The 17819-nt window shown below is 50.7% G+C and carries 15 protein-coding genes; 2 read left to right on the top strand and 13 right to left on the bottom strand.

All coding sequences use genetic code 11. From position 1 onward, the window contains the following. Positions 1–18: 18 nt before the first annotated feature. From IE117_RS06430 to IE117_RS06420, 3 genes are all read right to left on the bottom strand, one after another. Entirely contained in the window at positions 19–807 is a 789-nt protein-coding gene (locus IE117_RS06430) for a hypothetical protein (RefSeq protein WP_189563483.1), read from the bottom strand. 114 nt (positions 808–921) lie between these two features. Then, on the bottom strand, positions 922–1524 hold the full coding sequence (gene recR, locus IE117_RS06425) for a recombination mediator RecR (RefSeq protein WP_189563482.1): 603 nt from the start codon (positions 1522–1524) through the stop codon (positions 922–924). 33 nt (positions 1525–1557) lie between these two features. Further along, entirely contained in the window at positions 1558–1833 is a 276-nt protein-coding gene (locus IE117_RS06420) for an ATP-dependent Clp protease adaptor ClpS (RefSeq protein ID WP_189563481.1), read from the bottom strand. 143 nt (positions 1834–1976) lie between these two features. On the opposite strand from IE117_RS06420, the gene IE117_RS06415 reads away from it, so the two are divergent. Beyond that, positions 1977–3443, top strand: a complete 1467-nt coding sequence (locus IE117_RS06415) for a sodium:solute symporter (RefSeq protein WP_189563480.1) — start codon at positions 1977–1979, stop codon at positions 3441–3443. Positions 3444–3676: 233 nt separating this feature from the next. Here the strand turns inward: IE117_RS06415 and IE117_RS06410 are convergent, their stop codons facing one another. The 9 genes from IE117_RS06410 to galE all read right to left on the bottom strand — a co-directional run bounded on the left by IE117_RS06410 (position 3677) and on the right by galE (position 13765). After that, positions 3677–4006 carry an MGMT family protein gene (locus tag IE117_RS06410; RefSeq protein ID WP_189563479.1) on the bottom strand — a complete coding sequence of 110 codons (330 nt, stop codon included), beginning with the start codon at positions 4004–4006 and terminating at the stop codon, positions 3677–3679. Continuing rightward, complete coding sequence (locus IE117_RS06405) at positions 3993–4580, bottom strand: DUF3109 family protein (RefSeq protein ID WP_189563478.1); 588 nt, start codon at positions 4578–4580, stop codon at positions 3993–3995. Before IE117_RS06405 ends, IE117_RS06410 begins: the two co-directional genes overlap by 14 nt. A 90-nt stretch (positions 4581–4670) precedes the next feature. Further along, positions 4671–6833: a LysM peptidoglycan-binding domain-containing protein gene (locus tag IE117_RS06400; protein WP_189563477.1), complete on the bottom strand. Its 2163-nt coding sequence runs from the start codon at positions 6831–6833 to the stop codon at positions 4671–4673. Positions 6834–6857: 24 nt separating this feature from the next. After that, entirely contained in the window at positions 6858–7502 is a 645-nt protein-coding gene (locus IE117_RS06395) for an O-methyltransferase (RefSeq protein ID WP_189563476.1), read from the bottom strand. Between the two features lie 346 nt (positions 7503–7848). Further along, positions 7849–9774 (bottom strand): LysM peptidoglycan-binding domain-containing protein, encoded by a 1926-nt coding sequence (locus tag IE117_RS06390; protein WP_189563475.1) that lies wholly within the window; start codon positions 9772–9774, stop codon positions 7849–7851. Between the two features lie 289 nt (positions 9775–10063). Continuing rightward, positions 10064–10384, bottom strand: coding sequence for an O-methyltransferase (locus IE117_RS06385; RefSeq protein ID WP_189563474.1), 321 nt, complete (start codon positions 10382–10384; stop codon positions 10064–10066). Between the two features lie 227 nt (positions 10385–10611). Further along, positions 10612–11472: a glucose-1-phosphate thymidylyltransferase RfbA gene (gene rfbA, locus IE117_RS06380; protein WP_189563473.1), complete on the bottom strand. Its 861-nt coding sequence runs from the start codon at positions 11470–11472 to the stop codon at positions 10612–10614. Positions 11473–11587: 115 nt separating this feature from the next. Beyond that, positions 11588–12652: a dTDP-glucose 4,6-dehydratase gene (gene rfbB / locus IE117_RS06375; protein WP_189563472.1), complete on the bottom strand. Its 1065-nt coding sequence runs from the start codon at positions 12650–12652 to the stop codon at positions 11588–11590. A 96-nt stretch (positions 12653–12748) separates the two neighbouring features. Next, positions 12749–13765: a UDP-glucose 4-epimerase GalE gene (gene galE, locus IE117_RS06370; RefSeq protein WP_189563471.1), complete on the bottom strand. Its 1017-nt coding sequence runs from the start codon at positions 13763–13765 to the stop codon at positions 12749–12751. Between the two features lie 146 nt (positions 13766–13911). Between galE and IE117_RS06365 the strand changes: the two genes are divergently transcribed. Continuing rightward, positions 13912–14751, top strand: coding sequence for a transglutaminase-like domain-containing protein (locus IE117_RS06365; RefSeq protein ID WP_189563470.1), 840 nt, complete (start codon positions 13912–13914; stop codon positions 14749–14751). A 121-nt stretch (positions 14752–14872) separates the two neighbouring features. Here IE117_RS06365 and carB read toward each other — a convergent pair whose 3' ends face one another. Beyond that, positions 14873–17716 (bottom strand): carbamoyl-phosphate synthase large subunit, encoded by a 2844-nt coding sequence (gene carB, locus IE117_RS06360; RefSeq protein ID WP_189563469.1) that lies wholly within the window; start codon positions 17714–17716, stop codon positions 14873–14875. Between the last annotated feature and the right edge of the window lie 103 nt (positions 17717–17819).

Below are 17819 nucleotides of genomic sequence, written 5' to 3'. Positions count from 1 at the left end.
GGATTAAATGCTGCTTGCTCATTCTTTCAGGGTTACCGTGCGGGTCACTTCGTTGAACCCTCCTGGAATCAGGTTACCATCAGCATCGAGCAGTTCGAGCTTGATAGTCACTTCTCCTTTTGGAAGTCCCTTGATAACCTGTGGCGCCCATTCGGTGATCATGAACTCGTTGCCATTGATCGTTGCCCTTACCTTGTTTCCGTTTTCTGACAGGGTAGTATTAAGCAGGAAAAAGTCGAGCAGGAGGTTCTCGGTGTCCGCACCGCTGTATTCGCCTTTGGGACGGCTATAAATCATGGTAGGCTTTTCCAGATCCACATTCATATCGTCGGTTCCGGCATCACCCACAACCAGCTTTCTGGCTACAAACGAGTTTGAATTTTTTACAGACTCGTGGTATGATCGGCTCAGAAAGGCCACCATGTAATGCGTTCCGGCGGGAATGTCCTTTTTAAAATCAGGCTCATAGTGAGCAGAGTAAGGATCATTGTCCAGAATGAAATGGATATGCTGCCCCTTATCTGAGTTGGCCAACATACTTTTCACCGGGCTGTCTGTCTGTGTACCCAGTTCGTAATCTCCCACTTTGAAAGCAAAATCAGTTTCGCCTGCGGTACCAATAGTCGTATTTGCGGGACTCACCAGCGCCAAAGAAGCGCCGGGATATTGAGCCGAACCTTCCAGCTTTTCGATTGTGATGGCAGAACTGTCTGCCGTGGTCGTATCACCTTCACCTTGCTTGGATTCCTGACAGCTTACGGCCATTATGGAAACAATTGCGAGGGTACTCAGTATTTTGACTTTCATCGTTTTGGATTTGGGTTATAAAAAAAACACTTCATTACTAAGGTATGCATTAATCAGACCCAGTTACGCTCTAATCACCGATGAACAGACAACGCTTTCCTATAAAGCCAGTAATTAATCGTAAGCCACCCGACTCACAATGCTCCGACCCAGTGTCACTTCATCGGCATATTCAAGGTCACCACCGATAGGAACGCCCCGGGCAATGGTACTGATTCTCACTCCCGTAGGTTTAAGTTTTTTTTGCAAATAAAAAGCCGTTGTGTCTCCTTCCATCGTAGGGTTAAGAGCCAGAATGACCTCTTTCACTTCCTCATCACCAATGCGGCTTAACAGTGATTCGATATTGAGATCGGCGGGACCAATGCCTTCCAGTGGCGAAATAATGCCTCCCAGAACGTGATAGGTGCCATTGAACTGGCTGGTGTTCTCAATCGCCAGCACGTCGCGGGTATCCACAACCACACACAACAAAGAGGGGTCACGCTTGGGACTACTGCAAATATTGCAGAGTTCGCCATCCGAAATATTATGACAGCGGCTGCAAAATCGGGTCTGGGTGCGCATGGCCAGCAATGCATCGGCCAGCGTACGGGTCTGTGGCTCCTCCCTTTTAAGCAGGTGCAACGTTAAACGCAACGCCGTTTTTTTACCAATGCCCGGAAGCTTGGAAATTTCGTTAACGGCGTTTTCAATCAATTGCGAAGGGTAATTCATACGGTAGCGGGCGTGGAATAAGCGGGAGCAGCGTCAAAGAATTTCCGCCGAGATACCCCGACGGCATATCTCGTTCCGCATACTCACCAACGAATCGAATTCTCCCTCCTTTACTGAGCATTTGCCCTTAAAATGGATAATCAAAGTACATTGTTCAGCTTGTTCCGGGGCATGGTCGCAGACTTTTATCAGCGTTTCAATCACCCAGTCGAAAGTGTTTACTTCGTCATTGAACACCACCAGCGATCGCACTTCCGTTTCCACGGTTTCTTCCAAAATTTCAATGTCGGTATCTATATCAGTTTGCATTCCAGTCAAATTTACGTTTGCTTGCAAAATTAATTAAAAAACAGCACTTTTCGAAGGTTTATCCCCTTTCAAAACCAACAAACTACCCAATTGTTTGCCTTGTCCGGCCCCTCCTGTAATCCACTATCTACCACCAATTATTAATGAATCCTTACATTGCTCTTGCCATCCTGGTTGCTTACTTCGGGATGTTGATTATCGTCTCGGTTTACACTTCCAGGGGTGCCGACACCGCTACCTTTTTTACCGCCAACCGACAGTCTCCCTGGTACCTGGTAGCCTTCGGGATGATCGGCACCTCCCTGTCCGGTATCACGTTCGTATCGGTTCCGGGTGCGGTCCTGAACATCCAGTTCTCCTATTTCCAGGTCGTTTTAGGGTATATTCTCGGCTATCTGGTCATAGGCACCGTACTCATGCCGCTTTATTACCGGCTAAACCTTATTTCCATTTACTCGTATTTTGATCAACGCTTTGGATTCTGGTCATACAAATCAGGGTCGGCGTTTTTCCTGCTGTCGCGCACGCTTGGCTCAGCTGTCCGGCTTTACGTGGCTGCGGGCGTGCTCCAGATTGCCCTGTTCGGCCCCTTGGGTGTGCCGTTCGAAGTGGCCGTGGCAATTACCATCCTGTTGATTTGGATTTACACTTTCAAAGGTGGCATCAAAACGATCATTATCACCGATACGCTGCAAACTACCTTTCTGGTTACGGCGGTGGTGCTTACCATCGTGCTGGTGTCCCGTGAACTCAACCTTTCCGGTTTCTCCGAAATGGTTTCCACCGTTAGCCAAAGCGAGTATTCCAAAATCTTTTACTGGGACGCCAACGACCCTAAGAACTTCTTCAAACAATTTTTTGGCGGCGCATTCATTGCCATCGTTATGACGGGCATGGATCAGGATCTCATGCAAAAAAACCTTACCTGCAAGAATATTGGCGAAGCGCAAAAAAACATGTTCTGGTTTACTGTCGTGCTGGTCATCGTGAACCTGCTTTTTCTGTCGCTGGGAGCGTTGTTATACCTCTACGCGGCTGAGAAGGGAATTCCTTTCCTGGAAAAAACGGATGATTTTTATCCCATGCTGGCCCTGAACAATCTGGGATTGCTCGTCGGGATTACTTTCTTGCTTGGAATCACGGCTGCCACCTACGCCAGTTCCGATTCCGCCCTGACTGCCCTGACTACCGCTTTCTGTGTGGATTTCATGAATGTGGAGGGTAAGCCCGAAGCCCAGAGATCACGCATCAAGTTCTGGGTTCATATCGGCTTTTCAGTACTGTTCTATTTGGCAATTCTTGTATTCAACCGACTGAATAGCAAGGAGGTTATCACGGCGGTGTTCGATCTTGCAGGCTATACCTATGGACCTTTACTGGGCTTATTCAGCTTCGGAATGCTGCTGAAACTACCCGTCCGCGACCGATTGGTGCCCATCGTCTGTGTAGTGGCTCCGATCTTGACCTACATCATTAACGAAAATTCTGCCGCCTGGCTTGATGGCTACAAACTGGGTTTCGAGCGATTGATCCTGAATGGGGTATTCGTGTTCATCGGCTTGTGGCTCATATCGCTCGGAAAGCGTGGAAGTGAATTGCGCAGTGCGTGAGACAAGCTGTGAAATCAGTTCCCCATTTCCCCAAAAAAGGCAAGTTTGGACAGTCTGGTTTGGTTTTTTTACGGCGTTCTGCTGTAAAACCAAACGTAACTACACATACAAGACCTTACATGGAAGCATTGCTATTCTTTATGGCCTCAATCACAGCGGGAGTCTGGTGTTCTTACTACGTAGAATATCTGGAAGACAAGAAATTAAAAAGTGAATCGAATAAGCAGCTTGGTTTATAACAGCTCGATTCCCGGATCCCAAAAGCATTCTTTGAAGGCGACCAATTGGTCGCCTTCTATTTTTACCCCGTCTGCTTCGAGCAATTCCTGCATTTCGGTGCTGCTCCCAAAGAAATTTTTTCCGGTCAGTACGCCATTCCTGTTCACCACCCGATGGGCGGGCACATCAGGCCTTCCGTGGGCGTTATTCATGGCCCAGCCTACCATGCGCGCCCCCCGTTTGGATCCCAGATAGGCCGCTATAGCACCGTAGGTAGTCACTCTGCCCACCGGCACGAGCTTTACCACTTCGTACACATTCTCAAAAAAGTCACTTTGCGCCATCAGCTGCCGCAATTTTTTCTTCCACCTCCCGGACCAACTCCTGGTACCAGGCTTCACCGTAGGCCCGAATAAGCGGCTCTTTCAAAAACTTGTACAACGGTACGCCCAACTCGGCCCCGAAGGCACAGGCAGGATTGCAAATATCCCAGCGGTCGTAATTGATGGCGTGGTACTGCTCGTACTTCGTGACCCTTATGGGGTAAAGATGGCAGGAGATGGGTTTTTTGAAATCGATTTTCCCATCATTGTAGGCTGCTTCGATACCGCATTTCAGAATATTTTCTTTGTCATAAAAAGCATAAGCGCACTCCTTACCCTCGATCACTGGCGTGACGACATCGCCTTCCCAGTCCTTGGTATATACGCCCTCCGCCGCAATGACGGCCTTTCCTCTCTCAGACAGGTAAGGTTCCACATGGCGGTATATCTGCTTCATAATAGGCAGTTCATGGTCTTCCAGCGGCGCACCCGAGTCACCTTCCACGCAGCAGGCTCCTTTGCACTTGTCAAGATTGCAGACAAAAAACTGGTCGGCAATGTCGTCGCTTACGCAGGTATTATCTATTAGAATCATGGTTTTTTTAAAGTGGCAAAGTACCTATGCAAAAATCGATACTGGTCGCTGCCTACTATACAAATTGTAAAAACTCAGGTACTCAACAGCTTATTTCCTTGGTATTTTTAATGTTTCCCCCAGCTTTACATTGGTGTCCGGCATATTGTTGAGGTTTTGGATTTCCTGCATCGAAACGTCGTAGGTTTTGGCAATGCGGAAAAGCGTTTCCCCCGATACAACTTTGTGCGTGATATAACCACTCCCCGAAGTTGCGGGAGCCGTACGGCTGGTAACGGCGGTCGGATTCACGATCAGCTTTTGCCCAACGGCCAGTTTGTCGTTGGTCGTGAGTCCGTTCCAGGCCAGCAGATCGTTGATTTCGACATTGTAAAGTTTGGAAATACTGTAATACGTCTGTCCCGGTTCCACTGCGTGGTACTTATTGCTGGTGCTGCCGGAAGTAGCCGGAGTGCCAAAAGTAGAAGCAGGGCGGCTGGTAGAAGCGCTCGGGCTACTGGTGGCCGTACTCGGATTGCTCCGTGGCGTAGTCGGACGGGGCGTACTGGTCCGGGCGGGTTCAGAGTCAAAATCCGGCGTTTTATCCTCTGCCCCCTGCTGTTCAATAATGACGATCCGGTCGTTGTTAGCGCTCGAAGTGCGCGTTGGAGTCGTAGTAGCAGGTGCGTTGGGCTTGGTGTACACTGAGGACTCGCGCGGTGTTTCCTCGGTCACTTCCGGCGAGCTGACACCCGTTGTATTCGCGGGCTCAGCGGTTGAGTCAGCCAGTTTGGGTTTATATTTCCTTCTTTCGCTGGCGTTTTTCGGCACATCGCTGGTAGAACCAATAAGTTCGGGTTGCGTGTCAGGCTGGGCAGCAGGAGCGGTAATGTTTGGGGAAGGACGACCTGGCACCGTGCCTCCCGATGGGGGCAGGTTGATGATTTCGACAGGTTTGTTGGCCGGCCTCCGTTTCATGAGCCACATTACCCTCCCTGTTTGCAGTCGCTGGTTGCGACTACTGATACGATTGTATTTCAACAGGCGGCCCGTTCTGACGCCATAAATCTGAGAAATACTGCGAATGGTTTCGCCTTCACGAACCGTATGGAAAGGCACCATGGCCTTCTTGTTTTTCTTGGCCAGATAATAAACATCGCCGGGAACCAACGGATCGCGACTACCCAGATCGTTGTATTTCAAGAAGCTGGAAGTCCTGACTTTGGCAGCTTTGGCCAGATCAGCAGCCTTGTCACCGGGCCGGGCCTGAATGCCGGGCAAGCTGTTAATTTCGTAAAATATCGGGTCATTACGTCCTTTCAGTTGTACACTGGCTTTGCTCAAAATCGGAAAACCGATGTCTTCGTCGGCCAGGCTAACGGTCGGGTCCTCCCGGGTGATCAGAAGCAGTTCCCGGACATTATTGATCTGATTGGAGGCCACGGGCAGGGTAACGATGTACTCACGGTCGGCTGGAATCTGATCCGAGTCTGTCCACAAGTTATAGCGGCGAATTTCGAGGGGATCGAGACTCAACTCGCGAGCAATGGAAGAAAAGGATCGTCCGCGACCTTTGCGGTATTCCAGCAACACGATAGAATTGGCGGTCCGGTAGCGCTCCATACCCGATTCCAGTGCGATTTTATGGGCGAAAAAACGAAGTACGTATTGGTCGGTCTTGCCATCGAGGGTAATCTCCTTGGCGTAGGCCCAGTTTTTCGGGATGATTTCCTTGATGCCGCCAACGCCCAGGTAGTAAGAATACAGGGCCGACACCCAGTTATTGTACTGCTCGTTACTACGTTTCAGATAGCGGGCGGCGGCGCGGGTAGAGGCCGTAATACTCTTGCGTTCGTCTATCTGGTTATTCACCAAAAGGCCCAGTTCCTGCGCGGTTTCTTTTTTAAATTGCCAGAAACCCACGGCGTCGGAAGTCGACACGGCGTCGGGTGTGAGCGAACTCTCCTGCACGGCGAGGTACTTGAAGTCCAATGGTACTTCTTCCTCGATCAAGACACCTTCCAGGATAGGGAAATACAGAATAGCGCGGTCCATCTTGGCTTCCCAAAATCGCTTGTTGGACATCAGGCTGCGAATGTCGGCTTCAATCGCCCGTTTGGCCCGATTGTCGAACCGGACGTTGATGCCGCCAAACATGACGTTGTCCGGCACATCAGGGATTTCCTGAGCCTGAGCACTACCTGGCCAGCTGAGAGCAAACGCACAAAGAATCGCTAAGACTTGGCGAATTGGGTTGATAGTTCTGTAATTCATGGGGTTAGAATAAGGTATACAATCTCAAAGAACCTGGGCAATCATAATTCCATCTCTTATGGGAAGAAGCAGACACTTCACCCGCGGGTCATTTCTGACATATTCGTTAAACGCCAGTAAGGCCGGAGTTTCCTTGTCTCGTTTGTGCGCCGATGGGTCGGCGACCTTGCCACTCCAAAGTACGTTATCGGCCAGGATTAGTCCGCCTGGTTTCATTTTTTCTACAATTAAATCGTAGTAAGCCCGGTAGTTAACTTTGTCGGCGTCGATAAAAACAAGGTCGAAAGTTTCGTCCAGCGTAGCGATAATGCCAAGCGCCTCTCCGATTCTGAAGTCGATGCGGGAGGCGAATTCCGATTTTGCAAAGATACTACGGGTGAAAGTTTCTAGCTCCTCGTTTCGGTCAAGGGTAATTAGCAGACCATCGTCGGCCAAACCTTCACAAAGGCAAAGCGCGGAGTACCCCGTATAGGTGCCGATTTCGAGAATACGCCGGGGACGGATCAGCCGGGAAAACAGGGCCAACAGGCGCCCCTGCGCGTGCCCCGAAAGCATCCGGGGGCGCATAATTTTGGCGTGAGTTTCACGGCTGACGTGCCGAAGCAGATCGCTTTCGGATTCGGTATGCGCCTCGGCATAGGCCTCGATTTCCCTGGGTAGAAATTCCATTCGGGGGAGTGACGGTAAAAATTTAGTAGGTAACCATCACTTCAAATATACCAAACAACGCCGATTTTCCCGAATTCTTGTAATAAATGCCGGGATCTGTAACCCATTTTTGCCCCCTGCAACCCATTCAATAAAGTGTTGCAACTATCTTCCCAAACTACCCCATACTAGTGGTGCCTCGATTCGGCCAAGTCGTCCCTTTCAATTTCAACTCCTGAAATCGAGCCCTATCCATTGATTTTTCGGTGGATGTCATCACGGTCAATTCATTTGCACTCCTGTAATTCGGATAGCTGCAAGCGTTGGTTCAGAGGAGAGTTCCGGGATTTTGAGGTGGCTTACAAAATTAATTTTTGGGAATTTTCATCGTTTCGCCGAGTATCACGATGTTATCAGACATGTTGTTAAGTTGCTTGATCTTGGCCATATCGGCTTTATAAATCTGGGAAATCCGGAAAAGGGTTTCGCCCGGACGTACCTTGTGGAGCAGGTATTGATCTTTGCTTGCGACTTCACGGCTTACGGGAGCACGAAAAGAGTCGGGAACAGGGCTGACGATCAGGCGTTGTCCAACCTCAAGCAAATTCCGGGTTGTGAGATGATTCCAGGCGAGCAAATCCTTTACCTCCACGTCGTAAAGCTGGGCAATGCTAAAATAAGTCTGTCCGAATTCTACAGTATGGTATTCGGGGGATTCGACACTATCCATGGGGGCCGCGGCTCCTCCGGCTTGGGTCAATGAGGGCAGGTTAGGTTCTGCAGTCCGAATTACGGTTATGGGTGTTGGTTCGGGGACTGCCACAGAGGATGTCGGTTCTTTCATTTTAGATATCACCACGATCAGCATCTTGATCTCTTCATCGGCAGACATTAAATCTTTCAAAAGAGCATTGACTTCCTCCATTTCGTTCACCACGGTTAGGGGCACTTTATACGTCGGCCGAGACGCTTCCAGGTCTTCAACCTGGTTAGTCAGGGCGCCAGGAGCTGCACTGGCAGTATCGTTTGAGTCAATATCCATCGACTGCGGCGAGCTGATCGGGTTTTTGGGTGAATTCAGCGCACTGCTGTCAATTTTGGCAATGGTTCCTGAGCTGTCGGTCGAGGTTTCGTCCAGCAGGAACGGCCGGCTTATTATTTCCACCGGCATATCCTCCGGACGTTGTTTCATAAGCCACATGAGCCGGCCAATCTGTAATCGTTGATTGATTGTGTTGATCCGATTGTATTTCAGCAATTGGCTGGCTCTGACCCCATAAAGTTGAGAAATGCTCCAGATCGTTTCTCCCGCGCGGACGACATGGAAAGGTATGACAGCTGCTTTATTTTTTTTTGCCAGATAATACACTACTCCCGGCGTAAGAGGGCCTGGGGCGTCGAGGTCGTTGTATTTAAGAAAACTCGATACACTTATTTTAGCCGCTTTAGCCAGATCGGCAGCACCGTCATCCAATCTGGCCTGAGCGCCTGGAAGCCCGTTGATTTCGTAGTAAGTGGGCTCGTTACTTCTTTTGGAAGAGATGCTCACTTTTCGTAAAACTGGAAAACCAATGTCCTCTACGGGAAGATTTGCAGGCTCAGAAGGCTGCGTGTTCCGGGATAGCTTTTGCTGCACTGCCTCCTTCCGGCTGGCTGGCACCGGCAGCAGCACCGGGTAGCCTTCGTCGGGAATTTTAGCTGTTTCCAGCCAGCGGTTATATTGGCGGAGTTCGACAAGATCCAGGGCGAGCTCGCTGGCTATGGATTCAAGCGTGCGCCCCCCTGAATTTTGATACTCGAGTAGAACAATGGTGTCTGATGACGTTTGCTGGGCTGCTTCCATTGCAATTTTATGGGCAAAAAAACTAAGAACATACGGTTCCATTCGACCGTTGACCACTACCTCTTTGGCATAAGACCATCTTTTGGGAATGGTACTTTTGTTAACATCAACCCCAGAGTAATACGTGTATAACGTCGAAAACCAGTTGTTAAAATGGGAATTGCTACGCTTGAGCAAACGCGCGGCGGCGTGGGTTGAGGAAACGATGTTTTTGCGCTCGTCCACCTGCTTGTTCACCATTAGCCCCAGTTCTGCGGCGGTTTCCCGCTTGAACTGCCAAAACCCTACTTCTGCAACTATGGAAACCGCATCGGCCATGAGTGAACTCTCCTGCACAGCCAGGTATTTGAAGTCAAGCGGAATACCCTCCTGGGCAAGAATATCTTCAAGAATCGGGGAATACAATGCGGTGCGGTTGACTTTTGATTCCCACAACCTCCTGTCAATCATAAGTCCTTGAATATTGGCCTCAATAAGCCGCTTAGCGCGCTTATTAAATTGGACATTGATACCTCCAAAATTCAAATTGTCGGGTACAACGGGGAGAGGCTGTGACTGAGCACTACCTGGTAGATGTAGTAAGATTAGTGCGGCTCCTATGAAGACAGGTATCCTGGCAGACAAATAGAAAACAAGCTTCGTATTCATGATCAAACTTATTAGTGTGTGTGTATTTCTTTCGGTATGCGTACTAAAAAAATTGCCTGCACAATCATCATACCAGCCCTGACTGCAAGCACTATTGACTTATCCGTAGTTCTCGCGCTACTTTCTCATTGAAATACAAAAGCATAGGGGTTTCCCAAAGCAGGAAAATACTACTAGTAACCTGACCAATAAGGAAGTTTATACAGGAATCGTATTCGGATGAGTCAATAAAACTTTGGATGGCCCCCTGCTCGTTCCGGTCGATGAAAAGGAGAAAACCATCGTGGGTGAGGCCTTCGCAGAGGCATAGGGCCAACGAACCGGTGTAGGAGACCGTTTCAGGAATGCGCCGTGGTTGGGTCAGTCGTCCCAACAAGGCGGGTAAGCCGCCTTGGGTATGGCCGGAAAGCATGGGAAGAATTCTGGCATGCGTCTTCCGGCTTACGTGCCTAAGCAGGTAACTTTTAACGTTCTGGTTCAGTGTGTGCTAGGGCATAGGCCCCTATTTACTTCGTTGAGAATTCCATGCGGGTACTTAGCCCCAAAGTAACAAAAAATCCGTTTTATTAAAAATGTTTGAAAAATCCGCCTTGCCCCGATTCTATACAGGAAATAAGCGGACTAATTCTAAGCAGGGTGTTAGTTTAGCAAGCTTTGAAGGTACTTTCCATAACCGCTCTTCACCAGTGGCTGAGCGATTTCGCCAAGCTGTTCCGCCGAAATGAAACCCATGCGGTAGGCGACTTCCTCGATGCAGCCGATTTTCAGCCCCTGCCGTTCCTCGATGACCTGCACGAACTGACCGGCCTGCATCAGCGACTGGAAGGTACCCGTGTCCAGCCAGGCCGTTCCCCGGTCCAGCACGCCGACTTTCAGTTGGCCGCGGTTCAGGTACTCGCGGTTGACGTCCGTGATTTCCAACTCGCCGCGCGGCGAGGGCTTGATGTTTTTGGCAATTTCCACGACCTGATTGTCGTAAAAGTACAGCCCCGGAATGGCGTAATTGGATTTGGGCTTTTCCGGTTTTTCCTCGATGGAAATCGCTTTCAGGTCCTTATCGAACTCCACCACGCCGTAGCGCTCGGGGTCCTGCACCTGGTAGGCATACACCACGCCGCCCTCGGGGTCATTGTTGGATTGCAAAAGACGGGTGAATCCCGAGCCGTAGAAGATGTTGTCTCCCAGAATCAGAGCCACCTTGTCGTTGCCGATGAAGTCGGCTCCGATGATGAACGCCTGCGCCAGCCCATCGGGGCTCGGCTGCTCGGCGTAGGAGAAGGAGCAGCCCAGCCGCTCGCCGTCGCCCAGCAGCTTCTCAAAGTGCGGCAGGTCGTGCGGCGTCGATATGACCAGGATTTCCCGAATCCCCGCCAGCATCAGCACCGAAAGCGGGTAGTAGATCATCGGCTTGTCGTAGACCGGCATCAATTGCTTGCTGACGGCCAATGTGAGCGGATGTAATCGCGTGCCGGATCCCCCGGCGAGTATGATTCCCTTCAAAAGATTTTTAAGTTTAAAGTTTATGAGTTTAAAGTTTGTCGCGGCAATCCGTGATGTTTAAGGGTTAGTCATGAATACAACTTTAAACTACCAGGCGGCCTCTGCTTCAAACTCCTCAACCGTACATTTCCTCGTAGTACTTCTTGTAATTGCCCGAGGTTACGTTGTCCAGCCACGCCTGGTTTTCCAGGTACCAGTCCACGGTTTTTTCTAGCCCTTCTTCGAATTGGAGGGAAGGCTCCCAGCCCAGTTCGGTTTTCAGGCGCGTGGCGTCAATCGCGTAGCGCAGGTCGTGGCCGGCGCGGTCGGTGACGTAGGTAATGAGCGATTCGGCCGTGCCGGGTTCGCGGCCCAGCTTATCGTCCATAATTTTGCATAACAGCAGCACCAGATCGAGGTTTTTCCACTCGTTGTGGCCGCCGATGTTGTAGGTCTCCCCCACTTTCCCCCGGTGGAATATTGTGTCGATGGCGCGGGCGTGGTCTTCCACGTAGAGCCAATCGCGCACGTTTTCCCCCTTTCCGTAAACAGGAAGCGGCTTCTTCTGCATGATGTTGTGGATCATCAGCGGAATGAGCTTCTCGGGAAAATGGTTGGGACCGTAGTTGTTGGAGCAGTTGGAAATTACCACGGGCATCTTGTATGTATTGTGGTAAGCCCGCACAAAATGATCAGAAGATGCCTTCGACGCCGAATAGGGGGAACGCGGGTCGTAGCTGGTAGTTTCCAGAAAAAACTCGTTAGGATCGTGCAGTTCGCCGTATACCTCATCCGTCGAGACATGGTAGAAAAGACGGTTGGTCGCACCACGGTTCGCCAAGTCATCCTTCCACGCTTTCCGGGCGGCGTTCAACAAGTTGACCGTGCCGATCACGTTCGTCACCACGAACGCCAGCGGGTCGCTGATCGAGCGGTCCACGTGCGACTCGGCGGCCAGGTGAACGACGCCGTAGAAATCAGTATTGGCGAAGAGTTCATCCAGAAAAACCGCATCGGTAATGTCGCCCTTTACAAAGGTGTAATTGGCCGCGTCCTCCACGTCCCGCAGATTTTCCAGATTGCCCGCGTAGGTCAGCGCGTCGAGGTTGTAGATATGGTAGTCAGGGTATTGGTTGACAAAACGACGCACCACGTGCGAACCAATGAAGCCTGCCCCGCCCGTAATCAGTATTTTTTTCATTAAGATGTTATTAGTTGTGAAGTGGTTAGATCTTCGTTAGCCGTCATGCGACCATTTTCAACAGCGTAGACTACCGCCTTAGCGCATCCCGCTACTTTAACTTTCCACTAATTTCGACTGCCAGCGCCAGGCATCACGTAGGGAATCGGCTAGTGATTTTTCAGCTTTCCAACCCAGAACTGTATTGGCCTTATCCGACTGGGCCCAAATCTTCTCCACATCGCCGGGACGACGCGGACCGATCGTGTAGTTAAGCTTTACGCCGTTGGCTTTTTCAAAAGTATTGATCAGCTCCAAAACCGTATTGCCGTCGCCCGTGCCGACATTGAATACGTCGTAGTAATTGGCTTCCGGCTGTTTTTCCAAAAGTTCGATGGCTTTCACGTGCGCCTTAGCGAGATCGACTACATGAATAAAATCACGGACGCAAGTACCATCCGGCGTATCGTAATCGTCGCCAAAAACTACCAATTTGTCGCGCAATCCGGCCGCTGCCTGAGTCAGGTAAGGGACCAGATTACTGGGTACACCATTGGGCAGCTCACCGATCTCGGCCGAGTGATGCGCCCCGATCGGGTTGAAGTACCGAAGGGAAATAGCTTTTAAAGCGGGCTTTGAGTGAACATAGTCGCGGATGATGTCCTCGCACATGACCTTGGTATTACCGTAGGGAGAGGTAGCGGGCTGCCGCGGCGTATCCTCCGTAACAGGCAAAGTATCGGGCTGACCATACACCGTGCAGGAAGATGAAAAGACAAAATTACTGACCTTGAATCGGCGCATAATCTTTAACAACACCAGCAGAGAGTCAATGTTATTCTGGTAGTACTTCAAGGGCTCCTCCACCGATTCGCCCACGGCCTTGTAGGCTGCGAAATGGATTACTCCATCGAATTGTTCTTTTTCAAAAAGTTGCCTTACCGCTGCTTCGTCGGTACAATCGATTTCGAAAAAAGGGATCTCCTGCCCAACAATATTTTTCAGTCCTGCCAGCACTTCCCGGTTGGAATTGTACAGGTTGTCGGCAATCACGGGTTGGTAACCCGCCATTTGTAATTCCACTACGGTGTGCGAACCAATGAATCCCGCTCCGCCGGTGACGAGTATTTTCATGCAATCGTTTTAGGTAAATGGGCCCCTGCATGCCCGTTTTGGGGTCGAATCGGTATTTTTTTACCGGGCAAAAGTAGAAAATTTGACCGCTATTCAAAAATTGTTTTTATTTAAGAATTCGTAAACGGGAAACGAAACGAGGAGCCATGAAGGAAAAAGAAATAAAGGCGCTGGTCTCACTGCTGGACGACGACGACACAGAAGTGACCACGCTGGTCGAAAACAAAATACGTTCCATGGGTAAGGGTATTATCCCATTTCTGGAAACGGAATGGGAGGAGAGTTTCAGCCCCATTGCGCAGCGTCGCATTGAAGAGCTAATCCACGAGTTGCAGCTTGGCGGAATGGCCGAGCGGCTGGTCCACTGGAAAAACGGCGGAGCACTCGACTTGCTCGAAGGGATGTCGATTATCGCCACCTACCAATACCCCGACCTCAATTTCCAAAAGCTGCGCGACGAAATAGATCAGTTTCGCTACGATGTCTGGGAGCAGTTCGGCAGCGAGATGAGTCCGGTGGATCAGGTCAAAGCGTTAAACGGGGTCTTTTACAGCGTTCTGGGCTTCGGGGCCAATACCAAGAATTTCCACTCGGCTTCGAATTCCATGATCAACATCGTGATGGAAAGCCGCCGGGGCAACCCCATTACCCTGTGCGTCATTTACATGCTCATTGCGCGGAAATTACAAATGCCCGTATACGGCGTGAATCTACCCAACTTGTTCGTCCTGACGTATAAGCGGGATACCACGCAGTTTTACATTAATGTCTTCAATCGGGGGATTATTTTTTCCAGGACCGACATTGATCATTACATCGCCCAGCTTAACCTCAGCCCCAAAGAGTCATTTTACCAACCCTGTACGCACCTCGAGATCGTCCAGCGGGTACTGCGCAACCTGATTGTGAGCTACGAAAAAGCGGGTGAGCCGGAGAAAATCCGGGAGGTAGAGCGGCTGCTGATGGCGATGATTGATGAGGAGTAGACTTATTCTCGCTGACCATTCTCCGGTTTCAATTCCTGACCTGATAAAAAAACGGGTAGTTCCGAAGAACTACCCGCTAAAACATAAGGCGCTGAAAGCTGACAGCCAATGGCCAACAGCTCTACCGACTCATATACATATTCCGCTCTCCGTATACCTTTAAAAAGAACTCGTCCTGTAGATCATCGATGAAGAAAATGCCCTCGCCCGTGGATTTCATCTCGGGGCCAAGTTCTTTATTGACGTTCGGGAATTTATTGAACGAGAATACGGGAATTTTGATCGCCCAACCCTTCTTAACGGGCTGGAAGTTGAAGTCGGAGATTTTCTTATCACCCAGCATAAGCTTTGTGGCGTAGTTGACGTATGGCTCCTGATACGCTTTGCAGATGAAAGGTACCGTGCGCGAAGCACGGGGGTTGGCTTCAATCACATATACAACACCGTCTTTGATGGCAAACTGCACATTGAGTAGTCCTTTCACCCCCATTGCAAGCGCAATGCGTTTGGAGTACTCCTCAATCGTTGCGATTATTTCCTCTGAAAGGTCAAAGGGCGGTAAGGTAGCATGCGAATCGCCGGAGTGAATACCAGCGGGCTCAATGTGTTCCATGACACCGATGATGTAGGCATCCTCCCCATCGCTGATGGCGTCAGCTTCGGCCTCGATGGCCCCTTCCAGGAAGTGGTCGAGCAGGATGTTATTGTCGGGAATATCGTGCAGAATCTTGACTACATGCTGTTCGAGCTCCTGCTCGTTGATGACGATCTTCATGCTTTGACCGCCGAGTACGTAGCTCGGGCGAACCAGGAGCGGAAAGCCCAATGAACGTGACAACTCCACTGCCGCATCGGAGGTACGTACCGTACCGAACTTGGGGTATGGAATGTCCATTTCCTGCAATAGCTTCGAGAACCTACCCCGGTCCTCGGCCAGGTCAAGGGCCTGGTAGCTGGTACCGATGATTTTGATGCCGTACTTGTCCAGTTTCTCAGCCATTTTCAGAGCGGTTTGCCCTCCCAGCTGCACAATGACACCCTCGGGCTTTTCGTGCTCGATGATGTCGAAGACGTGTTCCCAGAAAACAGGCTCAAAGTACAGCTTGTCCGAAATGTCCGGATCAGTCGAGACCGTTTCGGGGTTACAGTTGATCATGATGGTCTCGTAACCAGCCTCCTTAGCGGCCAGCACGCCGTGAACGCAGGAGTAGTCGAACTCGATGCCCTGCCCAATACGGTTGGGCCCGGAACCAAGTACCACAACCTTCTTCTTGTCGCTGACGACAGATTCGTTGTCGGGATCCTCCTGCGAAGTATTGAAAGTCGAGTAATAGTAAGGCGTAGCAGCAGCAAATTCGGCAGCACAGGTATCCACACATTTATACACCCGCTTAATTCCCAGCTCCTTGCGCTTCGCATACACCTTACTTTCCTTCACACCAAGCAGATGTGCGATTTGGCGGTCAGCGTAGCCCTTTTGTTTGGCTTTCAGCAACAGGGCTTTCGGAATGTCGTCCAGTTCGTACTTCTGCACCTCGTGTTCGGTTTCGATCAGTTCCTCAATCTGACGCAGGAACCACGAATCGATCTTCGTCAATTTTTGGATAGACTTGAAGGAAAGTCCGATTTTGAAGGCATCGTAAATATGGAACAGCCGGTCCCAACTCGGGTGCGCCAGGCTGTGCTTGATTTTTTCCTGATCGCGAAGTTCGCGGCCATCGGCCCCCAGGCCATTGCGACGGATTTCCAGCGACTGACAGGCTTTTTGCAGGGCTTCCTGGAAATTACGCCCGATCCCCATCGCCTCACCCACCGATTTCATCTGCAGGCCCAGCGAGCGGTCGGCTCCCTGGAATTTATCAAAATTCCAGCGGGGTACTTTCACGATTACGTAGTCGATGCTAGGCTCAAAGAAGGCCGAGGTCGTGCCCGTAATAGGGTTGGTAAGTTCGTCGAGATTATAGCCGATTGCCATTTTGGCGGCAATTTTGGCGATAGGATATCCGGTAGCCTTGGAAGCCAGCGCCGATGAACGCGACACGCGCGGGTTGATTTCGATGACGATGATGTCGTCCGTTTCGGGATTGACCGAAAACTGAATGTTACAACCACCCGCAAACGAGCCGATGCCCGCCATACAACGGATGGCCAGGTCGCGCATTTTCTGGTAGGTAGTGTCGGGCAGAGTCATGGCCGGGGCCACGGTGATGCTGTCCCCCGTATGGACGCCCATCGGGTCAAAATTCTCGATGGAGCAGATGATGATAAAGTTGCCGTTGCCGTCGCGCAGCAGTTCCAGCTCGTATTCCTTCCAGCCCATAACGCTTTGCTCCACAAGTACCTCGTGGGTAGGAGAAGCGTGCAGACCGTTGGTAAGGGCGCGGTCAAAGTCCTCGGGCTTATCGACGAAGCCGCCGCCCGTGCCGCCCAGCGTGTAGGAAGGACGGATAACCAGTGGAAAGCCTATTTCCTGGGCAATTTCCTTGCCTTCCAGAAAAGACCGGGCGATGCGCCCCTGACAAACGCCCGCACCCAGCTCTAGCATTTTAAGCCGGAATGCCTCGCGGTCCTCGGTAGTTTCAATGGCGCGAATGTCAACGCCAATGAGTTCCACTCCGTATTTTTTCCAGATTCCTGCCTTCTCGCAATCCATCGCCAGGTTCAGCGCCGTTTGTCCGCCCATGGTGGGCAACACCGCGTCGATGGGTGTTCCGGCATCCTGGTGTTCTTTGAGAATCTGGGTGATGTACTTTTTTTCCAAAGGCAGCAGGTACACATGGTCAGCGTTGATCGGGTCGGTCATGATGGTGGCCGGGTTGGAGTTGATCAGGCTAACTTTGATGCCTTCTTCGCGCAGCGAGCGAGCGGCCTGGGAACCCGCGTAGTCAAATTCGCAGGCTTGACCGATGACGATAGGACCGGAACCAATGATGAGGATGGACTTGATGTTGGGGTTTTTCGGCACGGGAAAACGGGAATGATAAGTGATAAATGATGAATGATAGCACTAGGGGTAGGCCCAAAAATTCCACAAAGTTAAGGCGTAGGAACGTAAAAGGCTTGCCTTA

It is taken from the genome of Persicitalea jodogahamensis (assembly GCF_014651615.1).
Classification (GTDB): Bacteria; Bacteroidota; Bacteroidia; order Cytophagales; family Spirosomataceae; genus Persicitalea; species Persicitalea jodogahamensis.
The sequence above is the reverse complement of the archived record's forward strand: the minus strand, read 5'-3'. Positions and strand labels throughout refer to the sequence as shown.